Origin of the sequence: Streptomyces sp. NPDC101165, from assembly GCF_044768135.1 — a bacterium.
Taxonomy (GTDB): Bacteria; Actinomycetota; Actinomycetes; order Streptomycetales; family Streptomycetaceae; genus Streptomyces.
In genome coordinates, this window is record NZ_JBIWPG010000007.1 from 210499 (window position 1) to 227290 (window position 16792).

Genomic DNA, 16792 nt, shown 5'->3' on the forward strand with positions numbered 1-16792 from the left:
ATCACTATTGTGCCTCCCGGCCGGTCCAGGTGCGTAGTCGCAGGAACGTATCCGCAGGTCAGGCGGCAGGTGCCCCGCTGCCCGCGACGATCTCGGGGCGCAGCAGGTCGGCCAGCTGCTCGGCCGGCAACAGGCCCTTCTCCAGCACGAGTTCGGCCACGCCCCGACCGGTGGCGAGGGCTTCCTTGGCGATGTCGGTGGCGGCCGTGTACCCGATGTGCGGGTTGAGCGCGGTGACCAGGCCGATGGAGTTCTCGACCGTCGCGCGCAGCACCTCCGTGTTGGCGGTGATGCCGTCCACACAGCGCTCGGCCAGGGTGAGGCAGGCGCGCCGCAGGTGCGTGATGCTCTCCGACAGGGAGTGCAGGATGATCGGCTCGAAGGCGTTGAGCTGGAGCTGTCCGGCCTCGGCCGCCATGGTGATGGCGACGTCGTTGCCGATCACCTCGAAGGCGACCTGGTTGACGACCTCGGGGATCACCGGGTTGACCTTGCCCGGCATGATCGACGAACCGGCCTGCACGGGCGGCAGGTTGATCTCGCCGAGGCCCGCGCGCGGACCGGAGGACAGCAGGCGCAGGTCGTTGCAGCTCTTGGAGAGCTTGACCGCGATCCGCTTGAGCACGCCGGACATCTGGACGAAGGCGCCGCAGTCCTGGGTCGCCTCGACCAGGTTGGCCGCGGTGACCAGGGGCAGCCCGGTGATGGCGGCGAGGTGCCGGCGGGCGGCCTCGGCGTATCCGGCGGGAGCGTTGAGGCCGGTCCCGATGGCCGTGGCGCCCAGGTTGATCTCGTGGATCAGCTCGACGGCCTCGGCAAGACGGCTCCGGTCCTCCTCGATCATGACGGCGAACGCGGAGAACTCCTGGCCGAGCGTCATCGGCACCGCGTCCTGCAACTGCGTACGGCCCATCTTGAGCACGTCACGGAACTCGACCGCCTTGCGGGCGAAGGAGTCCTGGAGCACGGCCATCGCCTTGAGCAGGCCGCGGACCGCGAACACCGTCCCGATCTTGACGGCGGTCGGGTAGACGTCGTTCGTGGACTGCCCGAGGTTGACGTCCTCGTTGGGGTGCAGGTACGCGTACTGCCCCTTCGCGTGCCCGAGCAGCTCCAGCGCGCGGTTCGCCACGACCTCGTTGGCGTTCATGTTGGTGGACGTGCCCGCGCCGCCCTGGATGACGTCCACGACGAACTGGTCGTGCAGCTTGCCGTCACGGATCTCCCGGCAGGCGGCGACGATCGCGGCGGCCTTCTCGGGCGCCAGCAGACCCAGCTCCTCGTTGGCGAGGGCGGCGGCCTCCTTGACGGCGGCGAGGGCGTCGATCAGGTGCGGGTAGGCGGAGATCGGGGTGCCGGTGATGGGGAAGTTCTCCGTCGCGCGCAGGGTGTGAACCCCCCAGTACGCGTCGGCGGGTACGTCGCGGTCGCCGAGCAGATCGTGTTCGCTTCGGGTGGGCGCGGTCATGAGAGTGCGGTCCTCTTTCTGAGGTACAGAGGTGATGGCGCCCCTGAAAGGGACGCGGGGCGTTGTTGTCATGCGGCTACCGCCGCGCGGGCGCGACCGGCCACAACCGGCTCGCAGATCAAGACGGCCTGACCAGCGGAGCCCTACGCGCAAGCAGTGAACGGCACCGGGTCCAGCGCACGCACCGGCCGTACGCAGCCCACCGGCTCCCCGCCACCCAGCAGCGCCTCTCCGGCGAACTCGGTCAGCAGCTCGGGGTCCACGCCCGCGCGAGCGAGCGCCGCCGCCGCGACCGGAATCCGCGCCCGGTTCGCCCCGTCGGCGATCTTGACGGCGATCGCACGGCCGTCGGGCAGCGCGGCCACCTGGACGCCCTCGAAGCCGTCCTTGGCGAGCAGCCCCGGCACGGCCCGCATCAGCGCGAAGACGTCCCGGCCGGAGCCGGAGGCCATCTCCGCGTGCTCACGCATCGCGTCGGCGACGCGGGCCTCGGGCGTGCCCGGAGCGGCGGTGGTGATGCGGGCGACGGCGCGGGCCAGGCCGTGCAGGGAGACGGAGAACAGCGGCGCGCCGCAGCCGTCCACCGTCACCCGGGCCACCCGCTGCCCGGTCAGGTCCTCGACGATCTCGGCGATGGCCTGCTGCAGGGGGTGGGCCGGGTCCAGATAGTCGTCCAGGGACCAGCCGTTGAGCTTGGCGGTCCACAGCATCGCCGCGTGCTTGCCGGAGCAGTTCTGGGCGAGGCGCGAGGGCAGCCGGCCCTCGCGGACCCAGGCGTCCCGCACGGCCGGGTCGAACGGCATGTCGGGCACGTTGCGCAGGTCGTCCTCGGCGAGACCGGCGAGTTCGAGGATCCGCCGGGTGCCGGCGAGGTGGCGCTCCTCGCCGGAGTGGCTCGCGGCGGCCAGCGAGAGCAGGTCGCCGTCGAGCGGCAGCCCGGCCCGCAGCATCGCCACGGCCTGGACGGGCTTGAGGGCCGAGCGCGGGTAGAACGCGGCCTCGATGTCGCCGAGCTGGAACTGGACTTGGCCGTCGGCTCCGAGGACGACGACGGAACCGTAGTGGATGCCCTCGACGACCCCGCCGCGGATGAGGTGGGCGACGGGGGCGTGGAGGGGCTCGCGGACGAGGGGTGGGTCCGCGGGGGAACTGCTGTACATCACTGCCTGCTTGTCAGGGAGCGCCGTGCGGGTCACGCATCGGCTCGGGTAGTGGACTTGCGCGATATGCGCCTGCGGATGGCGTACCAGCCCGCGACCAGCGCTGCGACGATCAGCGGCAGGCACAGCACGGTGGTGCGTCCGGCGCCGCCGTCGGCGTACATGAGGACCAGGACGGAGGCGAGGAACGCCAGCGTCACCAGTTCGGTCCAGGGGGAACCCGGCAGCCGGTAGGAGGGCCGGGCCAGTTCGCCCTTCTGGGTCTTCTGCCAGAAGAGCAGGTGACAGAGCATGATCATGCCCCAGGTGGCGAGGATGCCGATCGCCGCGAAGTTCAGGACGATCTCGAAGGCGTCCGCCGGGACGACGAAGTTCAGGCCGACGCCGAGGACGCAGATACCGCTGGTGAGCAGGATGCCGCCGTACGGGACCTGGGTGCGGCTCATCTTCGCGGTGAACTTCGGGGCCGAGCCGCTGACCGCCATGGAGCGCAGGATGCGGCCGGTGGAGTAGAGGCCGGAGTTGAGCGAGGACATGGCCGCGGTGAGCACGACCAGGTTCATCACGCCGCCCGCCGCGGGGATACCGATGTGGGACAGGACCGTGACGAAGGGGCTCTCGCCGGCGGTGTACTTGTTCCAGGGCAGGAGCATCGAGAGCAGGACGACGGAGCCGACGTAGAACAGGCCCACGCGCCACATGATCGAGTTGATCGCCTTGGGCATGATCTTCTCGGGGTTCTCGGTCTCACCGGCGGCGACGCCGACCAGCTCGACGGAGGCGTAGGCGAAGACGACGCCCTGGATGATCAGCAGCATGGGCAGCAGGCCGTTCGGGAAGATGCCGCCGTTGTCGGTGATCAGGGACGGGCCGGGAGTGCCGCCGTCCACGGGGTGCTGGGTGACCAGCAGGAAGATGCCGATGCACATGAAGACCACCAGCGCGCTGACCTTCACGATCGCGAACCAGAACTCCAGTTCGCCGAAGATCTTCACCGAGATCAGGTTCACCGTGAGGACCACGGCCAGGGCTATCAGCGCGATCACCCACTGCGGGATGTCGGAGAACATGCCCCAGTAGTGGGTGTAGGTGGCCACCGCCGTGATGTCGGCGATGCCGGTGGTCGCCCAGTTGAGGAAGTACATCCAGCCCGCGGTGTAGGCGCCCTTCTCGCCCAGGAACTCCCGCGCGTACGACACGAAGGCGCCGGATGACGGGCGGTAGAGCACGAGTTCGCCGAGCGCGCGCACGACGAGGAAGGCGAAGACGCCGCAGACGGCGTACGCGACGAACAGGGAGGGGCCGGCGTCGGCGAGCCGGCCGCCCGCGCCGAGGAAGAGGCCGGTACCGATGGCACCGCCGATCGCGATCATGTTGACGTGCCGGTGCTTCAGGCTCTTGCTGTAGCCCGCGTCTCCGGCGTCGACGTGGGTGGACGAGGGGCGCGTCTCGTCTTTGAGGTGCTGCTCGCTCACGCCTCGGGTCCGCCTTCCGTGGGGAGGTCCGTGCGCCCGGGGCGCACGATGTCGGTGAGGGTCGTCTCGACGCGGTCGAGGTGATGACTCATGGCCTCGACGGCGTCGTGCTCGGAACCGTCGATCAGCGCCTCGACGATCGCCCGGTGCTCGCGGTTGGACTGCTCGCGGCGCCCGCCCAGCTCGTTGAGGAAGGCCGACTGACGCGCCAGTGCGTCACGGATCTCCTCGATGACCCGGCGGAAGACCGGGTTCTGGGCGGCCTCGGCCACGGCGAGGTGGAAGAGGCTGTCCATCGCGACCCACGCGGTGGTGTCCGTCTCCCGCTCCATGCGGTCGAGGAGGTGGGCCATGTGGTCCAGGTTCTCCGGGGTGCGGCGCAGGGCCGCGTACCCGGCGACCGGGATCTCGATGTGGCGGCGCACCTCGAGCAGGTCGCTGGCGGCGTAGTCGCCGAAGGTGGGGTCCTCGACGGCGTTCGCGACGACGAAGGTGCCCTTGCCGGTCCGGGAGACCGTCAGGCCCATCGTCTGCAGGGCGCGCAGCGCCTCGCGGAGCACGGGCCGGGACACCTCGAGGGTGCGGCACAGCTCGGCCTCGGAGGGGAGTTTGTCTCCGATGCCGTAGTCGCCGCGTTCGATGGCGCCGCGGAGGTGGCCGAGAACGGCTTCCATGGCGCTCACGCGCCGCGGGACCGGGCCACCTGTCTGGCTGTCTGACAGGTTCACGGGAGCGATCCTGCGGGTTGCTGGAGGGAACTGTCAAGGCGTCGCGTAAGAAAACATTCACGGGGCGCGGCGCCTGAATGCAGGCATCCGCGCCCCGTGGGCGGTTCGAGGGTCGCTCAGCTGCTGAGCGTGCCGGTGGCGAGCAGGCCGAGGAGGCCGAAGCCGATCACGAGCCGGTAGATCACGAAGGCGTTGAAGGAGTGCTTGGCGACGAACTTCAGCAGCCAGGCGATGGAGGCGTAGGCGACCACGAAGGACACGATCGTGCCGACGGCCAGCGGGGCGGCGCCGACGCCCGCGCCGAGGGCGTCCTTGAGCTCGTAGATGCCGGCGCCGGTCAGGGCCGGGATGCCCAGGAAGAAGGAGAGACGGGTGGCGGCGACGCGGTCCAGGTCGAGGATGAGCGCGGTGGACATGGTGGCGCCGGAACGGGAGAAGCCGGGGAAGAGCAGGGCGAGGATCTGGGAGCCGCCGACCAGCATCGCGTCCTTGAACGAGGTGTCGTCCTCACCGCGCTTGTGGCGGCCCATCTGGTCCGCGGCCCACATCACGGCGGAGCCGACGATCAGGGAGCCGGCGACCACCCAGAGCGAGGCGAGCGGGCCCTCGATCAGCGGCTTGGCGGCCAGGCCCACCACGACGATCGGGACGGTCGCGGCGATCACCCACCAGGCGAACTTGTAGTCGTGGTGGTAACGCTCCTCGGGCTTGGTCAGGCCGCGGAACCAGGCGGAGACGATCCGCTTGATGTCCTTGAAGAAGTACACGAGCACGGCGGCGATGGCGCCGACCTGGATGACGGCGGAGAAACCGACGACGGACTTGTCGTCGACCGGGATGTCCATGAGCCCCTCGGCGATCTTGAGGTGGCCGGTGGAGGACACGGGGAGGAACTCGGTCACCCCCTCGACGACTCCGAGGACGACGGCCTGACCGACGGAAATGGCGCTCATGCGGATCCAGTTCTGAGGAAGATTGGTCGACAGTGCTGTAGACAGTACTCACTATGCCCGGCCGTAGGCCGAGCGCCTAGCCCCACAGGGCCCCGGCAAGGGACACGCCCGCGAAGGCCGCTGCGAGCCCCACCACCACGCTGGCGACGGCGTTGGCGGCAGCGTAGAGCCCCGCACCGGCCTCGGTCAGCCGCAGGGTCTCGTAGGAGAAGGTCGAGTACGTCGTCAGCGCCCCGCACAGCCCGGTGCCGATCAGCAGCTGTAGGTGCGGACCTGCGGCTCCGGCGGACACGGCGCCGGTGAGCAGGCCCAGGATCAGGCAGCCGGTGACGTTCACCACGAAGGTGCCCCAGGGGAAGAGCGAGTCGTGCCTGGCCTGGACGGCCCGGTCGGTGAGATAGCGCAGGGGTGCGCCGACCACGGCCCCCAGGACGACCAGCAGCCAGTTCACAACGACTTCTTACCCTTCGGTTCCGTCCCGTCCGGGCCGGGCGCACGCCCCACGTACCGGATGACCTGGCACTCCTCCAGCGTCACGAGGCCTTCGCCGACCAGCTCGTCCAGCTGCGGCAGGAAGGCCCGGACCCGTTCCTCGGTGTCCACCACGACGATCGCCACGGGCAGGTCCTCGCTCAGCGACAGCAGCCGGGTGGTGTGGATGCGGGAGGAGGCGCCGAATCCCTCGATCCCCCGGAAGACGCTGGCCCCGGCCAGCCCGGCGGCGTGGGCTCGGTGCACGATCTCGGAGTAGAGGGGCTTGTGGTGCCAGGTGTCGTCCTCGCCGATGTAGACGGTCAGCCGCACGGCCCGGCCGGTGAGTGAGGTCATCGCTGCCTCCGGGTGAGCACCAGGCGGGCGGCGACCGAGGCCAGCCACACCGCCGCGAGGGCCGCGAACAGGGTCGCGGCGAGATAGGCCAGCCCCGTGCGGGGGTGGCCGGTGTCGACCAGCCTGCGGATCTCGACGGCGTAGGTCGAGAAGGTGGTGAAGCCGCCGAGCACGCCGGTGCCGAAGAAGGGGCGTACGAGGCGGTGGGCGGCCCACACGTCGGTGATCAGCACCATGAACACGCCGATCACGGCACACCCGACGACGTTGGTCCAGAAGGTCGCCCAGGGGAATCCGCCCAAGGGCGTGGGCCAGGCCAGGGCCAGCGCGTAGCGGGCCGTCGCACCGAGGGCGCCGCCCACCGCGACCACGGCGACGACGGGGGCCTGGGTACGCCACTCCGACCGCCGCGCGGGTGCGGGGCGGGCCTGCAGGCTCTCGGTTTCCGGGGCTGTCATGCTCTTGCTTCTCCTACTCGCCGGGGCCCGGGGCATACGGGCGCCATGCCGTCGCAAGTAGGGACCGTTGGCGGCGCCATCGCCGCGGTTCGGATACGGCGGGCCCCACCGCCGCGCCGCGCAGGTTGATCGCGGCCGCGCACCAGGGTAACGCCGGCGACGCCCCGACCGCACACGCGGCCGAGGCGAGCGGCCCCCCGAGCACCTGGGAGTGGGTCAGCGTGCGGGCTCGGGCAGGGCGCAGACCGCGATGCCCCGCTCCCACACGCTGCCCAGGACCAGGTGACCGGAGGCCTCGCAGACGCTGGTGGCCATCCGGTAGCCGGAGCGGCGACGGGTGAGGTGCTCCAGGACGCGGCCGTCGTCGTCGACGGCGAGGACGCCGAGGGTGCCGGCGGGCCGGTAGGGCGCCCGGACGGCGACGCGGGCGGCGGCCCGGCGCAGGGCCGCGGGGCCGCGGTGCAGCAGGTCGAGCGGGGGGACGCGCGGGCCGGCCAGGGCCACCCGGATCGGTCCTGACCTGCCCGCGCGCCAGAGGTTGTCGGGCATGCCGGGCAGGTCGTCGGCGAAGGGTTCGCGCCCACCGGACTTGGGCCCGGTCAGCCAGTAGCGGGTCAGCCGGTACGCGCTGGTCTCGGCGACGACCAGGAAGGACTCGTCGGCGGCGGGTACCAGCCCGTTGGCGAACTGGAGCCCGTCCAGCAGCACTTCGGGCCGTTCGCTGCCCGGCGCGAGGCGCAACAGGCGGCCGGTTCCGGTGTGTTCGACCACGTCACCGATCCACTGCTCCAGCGGGTAGCGGCGGCTGGAGACGGTGAAGTACACGCTGCCGTCGGACAGGGCGACGGCGTTGCTGCAGAACCGCAGCCGCTCCCCCGCGACCGCCTCGGCGAGCACCTGGACGCCACCGCCGTCCAGACCCACGCGCAGCAGTCCGCGGTCGGCGTCGCACACCAAGAGGGCGCCGTCCGGGAGGAGTTCGAGGCCCAGCGGCCGTCCTCCGGTCTCGGCGAGCACCTCGACGCGGGTGGCCGACGGGTCCGCGATGCCGTCGATCCGCAGGATCCGGCCGTCCGCCACGCCGGTGAGCACCCGGCCGCGGGAGTCGGCGACGACGTCCTCGGGGCCCTCGCCGCCGACGGCGACGTACCGGTGGACGACCAGAGGAGTGGGAGGGGTCATGGGCGCCTGTCCTTCGAGGTCGACGGTGCTCCATCGTCCCAGCGTCTGCCGTGTCCCGGGGGATGTCGGCGAAATCGCCGCCGCCGGCGACGTCCCCCGGGTCACCAGCCCTTCTCGAACAACCTGGCCACCTCGGCGATGCGGATCTCGTCGCGTCGGTAGTGGGTGCGGCAGCGGATCCGGCGGGTGCGGAGCAGGCCGAGGCGGCTGAGGAGATCGAGGTGGGCGGCGGCGGTCCGGCGGGAGACACCGAGCTTGGCGGCCACCGCCCGCGCGGTGACTCCGGTCTCGGCGAGGTCGCCGTGGTGGCGTCCCGACGGGAAGTGGGCGGCCGGGTCCTTGAGCCAGTCCAGGATGTCCTGCCGTATGCCGCCCGTGGGGTTCCTCAACATCCCTCGTGCCTCCGTTCCCGGCCTCCTCGTGCGCCGTGTTCCCACTGTCGCGCAGTCGAAGCCGTCCCGTACGGGACTCCGGAGCCCTTGTCCGGTATCGAACGGACGTTCCCGCCGGTCCCGTTCACGGAAGCGGGGAGGGGCCCGGCCGTCCCCTTACGACCGGGCCCCCGTCAGGCGTGGTTCAGCGGTGACTGAACCACGACATGGAGGACAGCGCCTTGTCGTCGTAACCGAACAGGGCCTGGTTCTCCCAGCCGTTGCCGGAGGTGGCGTCCGTCGGGTCCCAGCCGTTGCCGGTGACCGCGGTCCAGGTCGCCTCCCAGTAGAAGACGCCGAGGCCGCGGCCGTTCGGGACGGCCTCCACGATGCTCGCCACGTCGTTCAACCACTTGGTCTGGCCGGCCACGCTCGCGGGGTAGCCGGAGACCAGCTCGCGGCCTTGTCACCGCCCTTGGCCAGGTGCAGCGCCACGACCGTGGACGAGTTGACCGCCTTGACGGCGTCGTAGCCCGAGTTGAGCAACCCGGCGAGCCGGCTCCAGTTGTCCGTCGATCCCTCGGACCACAGCATGCCGCCGTTGATCTCGTTGCCCACCTGGACCATGTCGGCGGTGGTGCCCTGGGCCTTCAACGCGTTCAGCACGTCGTAGGTGTGGTTGTAGACGTCCGTCTCGAGTTGGCTGTACGCGTGGCCCGCCCAGGCGCCCGGCTTGGTCTGGGCGCCCGGGTCGGCCCAGGTGTCCGAGTAGTGGAAGTCGACCAGCAGCTTCATGCCGGCCGCCTTGACGCGCTTGGCCATGGCCGGGACGTGGGCCTTGTCGTTGAAGCCGTCGGCCGGGTTCACCCAGACCTTCAGCCGCGCGTAGTTCATGCCGGCGTTCTTCAGGACGGTGACGGCGTCGCCGGTGGTGCCGGAACTGGTCCTGTACACCCCGCCCTTGGCCTCGCTCTTGGCGAGGGAGGAGATGTCGGCGCCGTGGATGGACGTACGCGTGGTGCCGGACGTGAAGGTCAGGTCGTCGACATTGATCCAGTTGCCCGCGTTCGCGTCACTGTTGATGCTGATGGTGCACTGGTTGTTGGTCACATTGATCGGCGTGACGTGGCGCCCGGGACATGGTGCGGCACCTGCTGTCGCTGGGCCGGCGCCGGATCGGTGTGGTCACCGGCCCGCTGGACACCCCGGGCGGGGTGGAACGGCTCGCCGGGTACAAGGAGGTGCTCGCCGAGGCGGGCGTCGAGGTGGACGACCGGCTGATCGTCTCCGGCGACTACAGCCGGGCCAGTGGTGAGGCGGGCGCGGAGCGGCTGCTCGCGCAGGCCCCGGACCTGGACGCCGTGTTCGTGGCCTCCGACCTGATGGCGCAGGGCGTGCTGGCAGTGCTGCAGCGGGCGGGCAAGCGGGTGCCGCAGGACATCGCTGTCGGCGGTTTCGACGACTCCCCCGCGGCGACCGCCGTCACCCCGGCGCTCACCACCATCCGCCAGCCGTGGGACCGGATCAGCTCCGAGATGGTGCGGGTGCTGCTCGCCCAGATCGGCGGTGAGGACCCGGCCGCGGTGATCCTCCCGACGGAACTGGTGCGCCGCGAGTCGACCTGAGGACGCCCCGGGCCGGTCAGCGTTCGCCCCGCCTGACCAGCCCCGTCTCATAGGCGAGGACCACCGCCTGGGCGCGGTCGCGCAGCCCCAGCTTGGCGAAGATCCGGGCCACGTGGGACTTGACCGTGGCCTCGCTGAGGGTCAGCTCGGCGGCCAGTTCGGTGTTGGACAGACCACGTCCCATCAGGGTCAGCACCTCCCGCTCGCGGGGTGTGAGGGCGGCCAGGTCGGCGGGGACGGCCTGGGCCGTCCGCTCGGCCTCGGCCGCGTACCGCTCCACCAGGCGCCGGGTGATCTGCGGCGCCAGCAGGGCGTCGCCGGTGCCGACGAGCCGTACGGCCGCTGCCAGGTGTTCCGGCGTGACGTCCTTCAGCAGGAAGCCGCTGGCCCCGAACGACAGGGCCGTGTACACGTACCGGTCCAGGTCGAAGGTGGTCAGCATCAGCACCCGGCAGTCCGGGGTCTGCTCCAGGATGCGCCGGGTGGCCTCCAGACCGTCCATGGTCGGCATCCGGATGTCCATGAGTACGACGTCCGGGGAGAGTTCACGGGCGGCGGCTACCGCCTCGATGCCGTCGGCGGCCTCGCCGACCACGTCGATGCCCCGGGCGGTGAGGATCAGCCGGAAACCGGTCCGGATGAGCGTCTGGTCGTCGGCGATCAGGACGCGCGGCGCCCGCTCGGGCGCCTGCCCGGTCACGGGCGGTCCAGGGGTATGCGGGCGCGGACTCGGTAGCCCCCGCCGAGTCGGCGCCGGGCGTCCAGGTCCCCGCCGTAGACGGCGACCCGCTCGCGCAGTCCGAGCAGACCGCGCCCGGTGCCCGCGCCGTGCGGCCTCGGTGCGGCCGGTGCGGTGCCGGTCAGCACACTGGGTCCGGTGTTGAGCACCTCGACGCGCAGGGCGTGGTCGGCGTAGCGCACGGTCACCTCCGCCTTGCCGCCGTCGCCGTGCCGGAGCGCATTGGTCAGAGCCTCCTGGATGATGCGATAGGCGGTCACGTCGACTCCCTGGGGCAGCGGGCACGGCTCGCCCGAGATACGGACCTCGACCGGGAGGCCGGCGAACGATATCCGGTCCACCAGGTGCCCGAGCCGGTCGAGGCCGGGCTGCGGCGCGAGAGGCGTGCCGGGGTCGTCGGCGCGGGCCGGGCCCGGGTCGGTGTCCTCGCCGTTCTGCGCGGGCGCCAGCAGTCCCAGCAGGTGTCTGAGGTCGGTCATCGCGCCCCGCCCGGCGTCCTCGACGGCGCGCAGGGCGGTCGCGGCCTCGTCGGGCATGGTGCCGAGCACCTCGCGGGCGGCGCTCGCCTGGACGACCATGAGGCTGACGTTGTGGCTGACGATGTCGTGCAACTCGCGGGCGATCCGGTCGCGTTCGGCCGCGATCGCGGCCTCGGCTGCGCTCTCCCGCTCCCGCTCCAGCAGCCACCCCCGCTCCCCGACCGCGGCCTGCCACCGGCGCCGGGTGCGCACCAGCGCGGCCGTCAGCACCACGACGGCCGCGCATGCCACCGCGAGCGCCGCCGCCGACACGTCGTACTCCCCCATGGCCCAACTCTCGCAGACGGCACCGACATCCGCATCGACCTGTGGATGCAGCGCCCTGCATCCCTGGGATGAGTCCCTCGGCCGGGTGCCATCCGCGGAGGGATGCCCAGGTCCCCGTCGCCCCTCTAGCGTCCTGTCCATGGTCACTGAGGTGAGAACGGGAGACACCGTCGTACGGCTCGACGGGGTACGCAAGGAGTACGGCGAGACGGTCGCCCTCGGCGGGGCCACGCTGGACATCCGGGCCGGGGAGGCGGTCGCGGTGATGGGGCCTTCGGGATGCGGGAAGTCCACGCTGCTCAACATGATCGCCGGTCTCGACCGTCCGTCGGCCGGCACGGTCGTCGTACACGGCGAGAACGTCGGGGAGTTGAGCGAGAAGGGACTCGCGCTGTACCGGCGGCGCCGGATCGGCATGATCTTCCAGTTCTTCAACCTCGTCGACGACCTGTCGGCCCTCGACAACGTGGCCCTGGCCGGCCAGTTGACCGGAACACCGGCCCGGCAGGCCCGGCGGCGGGCACTGGAGCTGTTCGGGGAACTCGGCATCGCCGACCGCCGCAACGCCTATCCCGCGGTCCTCAGCGGCGGTGAGCGGCAACGGGTCGCCGTGGCACGGGCGTTGATGAACCGTCCCGCGCTGCTGCTGGCCGACGAGCCGACCGGCGCGCTGGACAGCAGGGCCGGGGAGCAGGTGATGGACCTGCTGCTGGACCTGAACCAGATCGGCCAGACCCTGATCATCGTGACGCACGACCAGCATCTCGCGCGGCGCTGCGCGAGCCGGCTGGTGGAGGTCGCCGACGGCCGGGTGACCGGCGAGCACACCCTGGAGCCGTCCGCATGAGGGCGGTGTGGAAGGCCGCGCGGGCGGCCGTACGCCGGCGGAGACTTCAGACGCTGGTCATCTGGCTGGTCACGCTCGTGTCGACGGGGTCGCTCGTGGTCGCGCTGGGCCTGCTCGATGCGGCGTCCGCGCCCTTCGACCACGTCTTCGGGAAGCAGCGCGGGCCGCATGTCATCGCCGTGTTCGACCCGGCCGAGGTGTCGGACGCCCAACTGGCGCACGCGGCCCGGCAGTCCGGGGTCGAGGCGGCGGCCGGACCGTTCCGGCAGGCTTCGTTGGACCTTCCGCGTGATGCGGGCGACTTCGGTCTCGGCGGTGAGGTCACGGTGGTGGGGCGGTCCGGTCCCGGCGGCCCGGTGGACCGGGTGGACCTGTGGGCGGGCCGGTGGCCCGCCCGGCCCGGGGAGATCGTCCTGAACCGGCAGTCCGACTGGACCGCCGACGACATGGGCAAGAAGTTCCACGTGCCGTCGGGGCCCACGCTCACCATCGTCGGGTTCGCCTTCGACCTGAGCCACACGGCGAACGCCTGGGTCGTCCCGGACCAGATCGGGGCTCTGCACCCGACCGGCTCCCAGATGCTGTTCCGGTTCCGGGACGCGTCGTCGGAGCGCGCGCTGCGCGCGGGCATGGCCCAGGTGACCGAGGACCTGCCGAAGGGCGCGCTCGCCGGATCGGAGTCGTATCTGGCGCTGAAGCACCGGGTCGGCAGCACCGCGCACGCGTACGCGCCGTACCTGATGGCCTTCGGCGTCCTGGGCATCCTGGTGGCCGTGTTGATCGTCGCCAACGTGGTCGGCGGGGCGGTGGTCTCCGGGTTCCGGCACATCGGCATCCTCAAGGCGCTGGGGTTCACGCCGGGGCAGGTGCTGGGCGTCTACCTCGTGATGATCTCCGTACCGTCCGTCCTGGGCTGTGCGTTCGGCACACTGGTCGGCAATCTGGTGGCGCACCCCTTCTTCCAGTTCGTGTTCACCGGGCCGAACTCGGGGGTGCTGCACGACAGTGTCGGTATCGCGCCCCGGGTGAACGTGCTCGCCCTGCTCGGCATGCCGCTCGTGTGCGTGCTGGCCGCGCTGGGGCCCTCGATGCGGGCGCGCCGGATGTCGGCGGCACGGGCGATCAGTGCGGGAAGCGCGCCGCGTGCGGGACGGGCGCTGGGCATCCAACGGCGCCTGGCGGGTGCCCGGTTGCCCCGGTCGGTGAGCCTCGGCGTGGGGCTGCCGTTCGCCCGTCCGGCGCGCAGCGCGCTCACGCTGGCCGCCGTTGCGCTCGGGGTGACGACGGTGACGTTCGCGACCGGACTGGCGGCGACGCTGACCGACTTCGGGAACGGGGGACACCGCGCTTTCGACGTCACCGTGTACGTCGGCAACTACCGGCACGGCAAGGAGGTGCGGCCGGTGCACAGCGACCGGCAGCTCCAGGCGATGCTGGAGTCGCTGCCGGGAGCGACCCGGGTCACGGCGCGGTCGGACGATGAAGCGCTCCTCGACGGCTCCACCCAGGTGGTCATGTTCGAGGGCCGGCGCGGGGACGTGCCCCTGGACAGTGTCCTGATCCGGGGCCGTTGGACGCACCGCACCGGGGAGGTCGTGGCCGGCACGGCGTTTCTGCACCGGACCGGCACGCACGTCGGCGATCGTCTGCGGCTGCGCAAGGACGGCCGCCAGGAGCGGCTGACCATCGTCGGCGAGACCATGCTGGACAACGACCGGCTGGTCGTCGGCGCCTGGCCGACGGTCACGGCCCTGATACCGGACGTGAAGCCCATCGCCTACCACGTCAGACTCCGCGAGGGCGCCGATAAGCAGGCGTACGCGCGCGCGGTGCGCGCGGCCGACCCGGGTCTGTCCCTCCAGCTGAGCGGTCCGAACAACGTCACCCGCACCATCATCGGCTCCGCGACCGCGCTCACCCTGATGCTGGCCCTGGTCTCCTCGCTCGGCGTGTTCAACACGGCGGTCCTCAACACCCACGACCGGCGCCGCGACCTCGGCATGCTCAAGTCGATCGGGATGACCCCGCGCCAGGTCACGGTGATGACGGTGACCTCCATGGCGGTGCTCGGCGCGGTGGGCTCCCTGCTCGGGATCCCGCTGGGGATCGTCAGCTACGAGCTGGTGATCCCCCGGATGGCGGCGGCGATCGACATCACCCTCCCGTCGTACATGACGGACGTCTGGCACGCCCCGACGTTGGCCGGTCTGGCCCTGGCGGGGCTCGTGATCGCGGTCCTGGGCGCGCTCGTCCCGGCCCGGCGGGCCGCCCGCCTGACCGTCGCGGAGGTGCTGCGCAGCGAGTGACCGGCGGGCCCGGGGAGCCCGCCGCCGCAACCGGTCAGGATCGGAGAAGCGGCGCCGGGCTCCCGCGCCCTAGCGTGAGAGCACCGACGGAAACCCGTCGGCCCACGCACCTCGAAGGAGTGAGTTCCATGACCGCCGGCCTGCAGACGATCATCTACCCCGTCAAGGACAAGGACCGGTCCAAGGCTCTGTTCACCGCCCTGCTGGGTGTCGAGCCGTACGTCGACCAGCCCTACTACGTCGGCTTCAAGGCCGCCGGACAGGATGTCGGCCTCGACCCGAACGGGCACGCGCAGGGGATGACCGGGCCGGTGCCGTTCTGGCATGTCACCGATCTCCGGGAGCGGCTCGCCGCGCTGCTGGGGGCGGGCGCGGAACTGCTCCAGGACGTGCGAGACGTCGGCAACGGCAGGCTGATCGCCTCGGTGAAGGACCCCGACGGCAACCTGGTGGGGCTGCTCCAGGACCCGTCCGCCTGAAGCCCGCGAGAGTGCTTGCACCCGCACTAGTTGCACACTCAATAATTGGCCGAATCGGTGCTACGGTGCGGGTATGGCAGTCAAGACGGCCGACACCCGGCTCGAAGAGCGGTGGCGGGACATCCTCACGCTCCACGCCCACACGATGTGCGAGATCGACCGTGCCCTGCACCCGCACGGGCTGGGCGCCAGCGACTTCGAGGTGCTGGACATCCTCGCCGCCGCGGCGCCCGCGGTGGGCGACCAGTGCCGGGTGCAGAACCTGGTCGGACGGGTCCATCTCAGCCAGAGCGCGCTGTCCCGGCTGATCGGCCGTCTGGAGAAGGAGGGCCTGGTCGAGCGCTCGGTGTGCGCGGAGGACCGGCGCGGGGTGTGGGTCGCGCTCACGGACAAGGGCCGCACCCTGTACGCCGAGGTACTGCCACTGCAGCGGGCCGTGCTGGAGCGGATGCTGACCGAGCAGGCCGGCTAGAACGTCAGCTCCGCCCCGTCCGGAAGGATCTCCACCCCGTGTTCGGCCACGCGCGCGCGTGCCCGTGAGGCGGGGTCGAGCAGCGGGTTGGTGTTGTTGAGGTGGGTGTAGATCCGGCGCGCGTCCGGATGGCGGGCCAGGGCCTCCAGTGAGCCGTCCGGTCCCGTGACCGGCAGGTGTCCCATGGCCGCCTGCCCGGCGCCGGTCCGCACCGCGCTGCCCATCTCGTCGGCGGCGAAGAACGTGCCGTCCAGCAGCACGCAGTCGGCCGACGCGCACAGCTCGTCCAGCACGGGGCTCCAGGCGCCGACGCAGGGCGCGTAGACCAGCACTCCCCCGCTGGCCAGGTCCTCGACGCGGTACGCCGTCACCCACGGGCCGCCGGTCTCGGGCGCCTGTGCCGGTACGTACTTCGGAATCTTGGTGCCCACGGCATGGGCCGTGACGACCAGTCCGCCGGACAGCACGAAACCGCCGTCGGCCCGGCTGTCGGCCCACTCCCACGAGGCGTAGCGGTCCAGGGCGGCGCGGGCGGGCGTGAGGACGGCGCGGACCGGCGGTGCGGCGTAGACCTTCAGGCCCGCCGCTCCGCGCAGCTCGGCCAGACCGGTGACGTGGTCCACCTCCGCGTCGGTGAGCAGTACCCCGCGCAGCGGGGTGTCCCGGGGCCCGGGGCCGGGCCGGAGGGCCGGGGTGGCGGTGAGCTGGGTGCGCAGATCGGGCGACGCGTTGAGCAGCCACCAGTCGCGGCCGTTGCCGGTGACGGCGGCGCACTCCTGGGTCCGGGAGGGCAGTTTCCCGTCCCGGGCGGCCGCGCACAGGGCGCAGGCGCAGTTCCACTGCGGGAAGCCGCCTCCGGCGGCGGTACCCAGCAGGACGACCCTCACGACCATCG

At 71.5% G+C, this 16792-nt stretch carries 17 protein-coding genes and 2 pseudogenes; 5 read left to right on the plus strand and 14 right to left on the minus strand.

The window, feature by feature from the left end; translation table 11 throughout:
- Positions 1-58 precede the first annotated feature (58 nt).
- From aspA to ACIRVH_RS17015, 11 genes and pseudogenes are all read right to left on the minus strand, one after another.
- The gene (gene aspA, locus ACIRVH_RS16965) at positions 59-1468 is read right to left on the minus strand and encodes an aspartate ammonia-lyase (protein WP_403953459.1); all 1410 of its coding nucleotides are present in this window, start codon (positions 1466-1468) and stop codon (positions 59-61) included.
- A gap of 143 nt (positions 1469-1611) precedes the next feature.
- Positions 1612-2628: an asparaginase gene (locus ACIRVH_RS16970; RefSeq protein WP_403953460.1), complete on the minus strand. Its 1017-nt coding sequence runs from the start codon at positions 2626-2628 to the stop codon at positions 1612-1614.
- 32 nt (positions 2629-2660) lie between these two features.
- Complete coding sequence (locus ACIRVH_RS16975; RefSeq protein ID WP_403953463.1) at positions 2661-4103, minus strand: amino acid permease; 1443 nt, start codon at positions 4101-4103, stop codon at positions 2661-2663.
- Entirely contained in the window at positions 4100-4777 is a 678-nt protein-coding gene (locus ACIRVH_RS16980) for a FadR/GntR family transcriptional regulator (RefSeq protein ID WP_403953946.1), read from the minus strand. Before ACIRVH_RS16980 ends, ACIRVH_RS16975 begins: the two co-directional genes overlap by 4 nt.
- A 170-nt stretch (positions 4778-4947) precedes the next feature.
- Positions 4948-5784, minus strand: coding sequence for an undecaprenyl-diphosphate phosphatase (locus ACIRVH_RS16985; RefSeq protein ID WP_403953466.1), 837 nt, complete (start codon positions 5782-5784; stop codon positions 4948-4950).
- Between the two features lie 76 nt (positions 5785-5860).
- Entirely contained in the window at positions 5861-6235 is a 375-nt protein-coding gene (crcB, locus tag ACIRVH_RS16990; protein ID WP_403953469.1) for a fluoride efflux transporter CrcB, read from the minus strand.
- Positions 6232-6612 (minus strand): DUF190 domain-containing protein, encoded by a 381-nt coding sequence (locus ACIRVH_RS16995; protein ID WP_403953471.1) that lies wholly within the window; start codon positions 6610-6612, stop codon positions 6232-6234. Before ACIRVH_RS16995 ends, crcB (ACIRVH_RS16990) begins: the two co-directional genes overlap by 4 nt.
- A complete protein-coding gene (gene crcB / locus ACIRVH_RS17000; protein WP_403953474.1) occupies positions 6609-7070 on the minus strand; it encodes a fluoride efflux transporter CrcB in 462 nt (153 codons plus the stop codon). The genes ACIRVH_RS16995 and crcB (ACIRVH_RS17000) overlap by 4 nt, the downstream gene beginning before the upstream one ends.
- A gap of 216 nt (positions 7071-7286) precedes the next feature.
- Positions 7287-8252, minus strand: coding sequence for an SMP-30/gluconolactonase/LRE family protein (locus ACIRVH_RS17005; protein WP_403953476.1), 966 nt, complete (start codon positions 8250-8252; stop codon positions 7287-7289).
- Between the two features lie 101 nt (positions 8253-8353).
- The gene (locus ACIRVH_RS17010) at positions 8354-8644 is read right to left on the minus strand and encodes an ArsR family transcriptional regulator (RefSeq protein WP_403953478.1); all 291 of its coding nucleotides are present in this window, start codon (positions 8642-8644) and stop codon (positions 8354-8356) included.
- Positions 8645-8828: 184 nt separating this feature from the next.
- Positions 8829-9754 (minus strand): annotated as a pseudogene (locus ACIRVH_RS17015) (arabinogalactan endo-beta-1,4-galactanase); the annotation flags it as partial.
- Here ACIRVH_RS17015 and ACIRVH_RS17020 point away from each other — a divergent pair.
- A pseudogene (locus ACIRVH_RS17020) lies at positions 9751-10248 on the plus strand (LacI family DNA-binding transcriptional regulator); the annotation flags it as partial. The pseudogenes ACIRVH_RS17015 and ACIRVH_RS17020 sit on opposite strands and share 4 nt — an antisense overlap.
- 16 nt (positions 10249-10264) lie before the next feature.
- On the opposite strand, the gene ACIRVH_RS17025 reads toward ACIRVH_RS17020, so the two are convergent.
- Positions 10265-10948, minus strand: coding sequence for a response regulator (locus ACIRVH_RS17025; RefSeq protein ID WP_403953480.1), 684 nt, complete (start codon positions 10946-10948; stop codon positions 10265-10267).
- On the minus strand, positions 10945-11793 hold the full coding sequence (locus ACIRVH_RS17030) for a sensor histidine kinase (protein ID WP_403953483.1): 849 nt from the start codon (positions 11791-11793) through the stop codon (positions 10945-10947). Before ACIRVH_RS17030 ends, ACIRVH_RS17025 begins: the two co-directional genes overlap by 4 nt.
- Positions 11794-11932: 139 nt before the next feature.
- Here ACIRVH_RS17030 and ACIRVH_RS17035 point away from each other — a divergent pair, with 139 nt between their 5' ends.
- The 4 genes from ACIRVH_RS17035 to ACIRVH_RS17050 all read left to right on the plus strand — a co-directional run bounded on the left by ACIRVH_RS17035 (position 11933) and on the right by ACIRVH_RS17050 (position 15897).
- Entirely contained in the window at positions 11933-12640 is a 708-nt protein-coding gene (locus tag ACIRVH_RS17035) for an ABC transporter ATP-binding protein (protein WP_403953484.1), read from the plus strand.
- On the plus strand, positions 12637-14946 hold the full coding sequence (locus ACIRVH_RS17040) for an FtsX-like permease family protein (RefSeq protein WP_403953486.1): 2310 nt from the start codon (positions 12637-12639) through the stop codon (positions 14944-14946). The genes ACIRVH_RS17035 and ACIRVH_RS17040 overlap by 4 nt, the downstream gene beginning before the upstream one ends.
- A 128-nt stretch (positions 14947-15074) precedes the next feature.
- A complete protein-coding gene (locus ACIRVH_RS17045; protein ID WP_403953489.1) occupies positions 15075-15425 on the plus strand; it encodes a VOC family protein in 351 nt (116 codons plus the stop codon).
- A 73-nt stretch (positions 15426-15498) separates the two neighbouring features.
- Entirely contained in the window at positions 15499-15897 is a 399-nt protein-coding gene (locus ACIRVH_RS17050; RefSeq protein ID WP_403953491.1) for a MarR family winged helix-turn-helix transcriptional regulator, read from the plus strand.
- Here ACIRVH_RS17050 and pqqB read toward each other — a convergent pair.
- On the minus strand, positions 15894-16784 hold the full coding sequence (gene pqqB, locus ACIRVH_RS17055; protein ID WP_403953493.1) for a pyrroloquinoline quinone biosynthesis protein PqqB: 891 nt from the start codon (positions 16782-16784) through the stop codon (positions 15894-15896). The genes ACIRVH_RS17050 and pqqB overlap by 4 nt on opposite strands.
- Positions 16785-16792 lie beyond the last annotated feature (8 nt).

Bases quoted from the DNA above. Each gene is read 5' to 3' on its own strand.
- ACIRVH_RS17010 (WP_403953478.1), bottom strand. From the start codon at position 8,644: ATGTTGAGGAACCCCACGGGCGGCATACGGCAGGACATCCTGGACTGG.
- ACIRVH_RS17050 (WP_403953491.1), top strand. From the start codon at position 15,499: ATGGCAGTCAAGACGGCCGACACCCGGCTCGAAGAGCGGTGGCGGGAC.
- ACIRVH_RS17045 (WP_403953489.1), top strand. From the start codon at position 15,075: ATGACCGCCGGCCTGCAGACGATCATCTACCCCGTCAAGGACAAGGAC.
- ACIRVH_RS16985 (WP_403953466.1), bottom strand. From the start codon at position 5,784: ATGAGCGCCATTTCCGTCGGTCAGGCCGTCGTCCTCGGAGTCGTCGAG.
- ACIRVH_RS17040 (WP_403953486.1), top strand. From the start codon at position 12,637: ATGAGGGCGGTGTGGAAGGCCGCGCGGGCGGCCGTACGCCGGCGGAGA.
- ACIRVH_RS16970 (WP_403953460.1), bottom strand. From the start codon at position 2,628: ATGTACAGCAGTTCCCCCGCGGACCCACCCCTCGTCCGCGAGCCCCTC.
- ACIRVH_RS17005 (WP_403953476.1), bottom strand. From the start codon at position 8,252: ATGACCCCTCCCACTCCTCTGGTCGTCCACCGGTACGTCGCCGTCGGC.
- ACIRVH_RS16995 (WP_403953471.1), bottom strand. From the start codon at position 6,612: ATGACCTCACTCACCGGCCGGGCCGTGCGGCTGACCGTCTACATCGGC.
- ACIRVH_RS16980 (WP_403953946.1), bottom strand. From the start codon at position 4,777: ATGGAAGCCGTTCTCGGCCACCTCCGCGGCGCCATCGAACGCGGCGAC.
- crcB (WP_403953474.1), bottom strand. From the start codon at position 7,070: ATGACAGCCCCGGAAACCGAGAGCCTGCAGGCCCGCCCCGCACCCGCG.
- aspA (WP_403953459.1), bottom strand. From the start codon at position 1,468: ATGACCGCGCCCACCCGAAGCGAACACGATCTGCTCGGCGACCGCGAC.
- ACIRVH_RS17030 (WP_403953483.1), bottom strand. From the start codon at position 11,793: ATGGGGGAGTACGACGTGTCGGCGGCGGCGCTCGCGGTGGCATGCGCG.
- ACIRVH_RS17035 (WP_403953484.1), top strand. From the start codon at position 11,933: ATGGTCACTGAGGTGAGAACGGGAGACACCGTCGTACGGCTCGACGGG.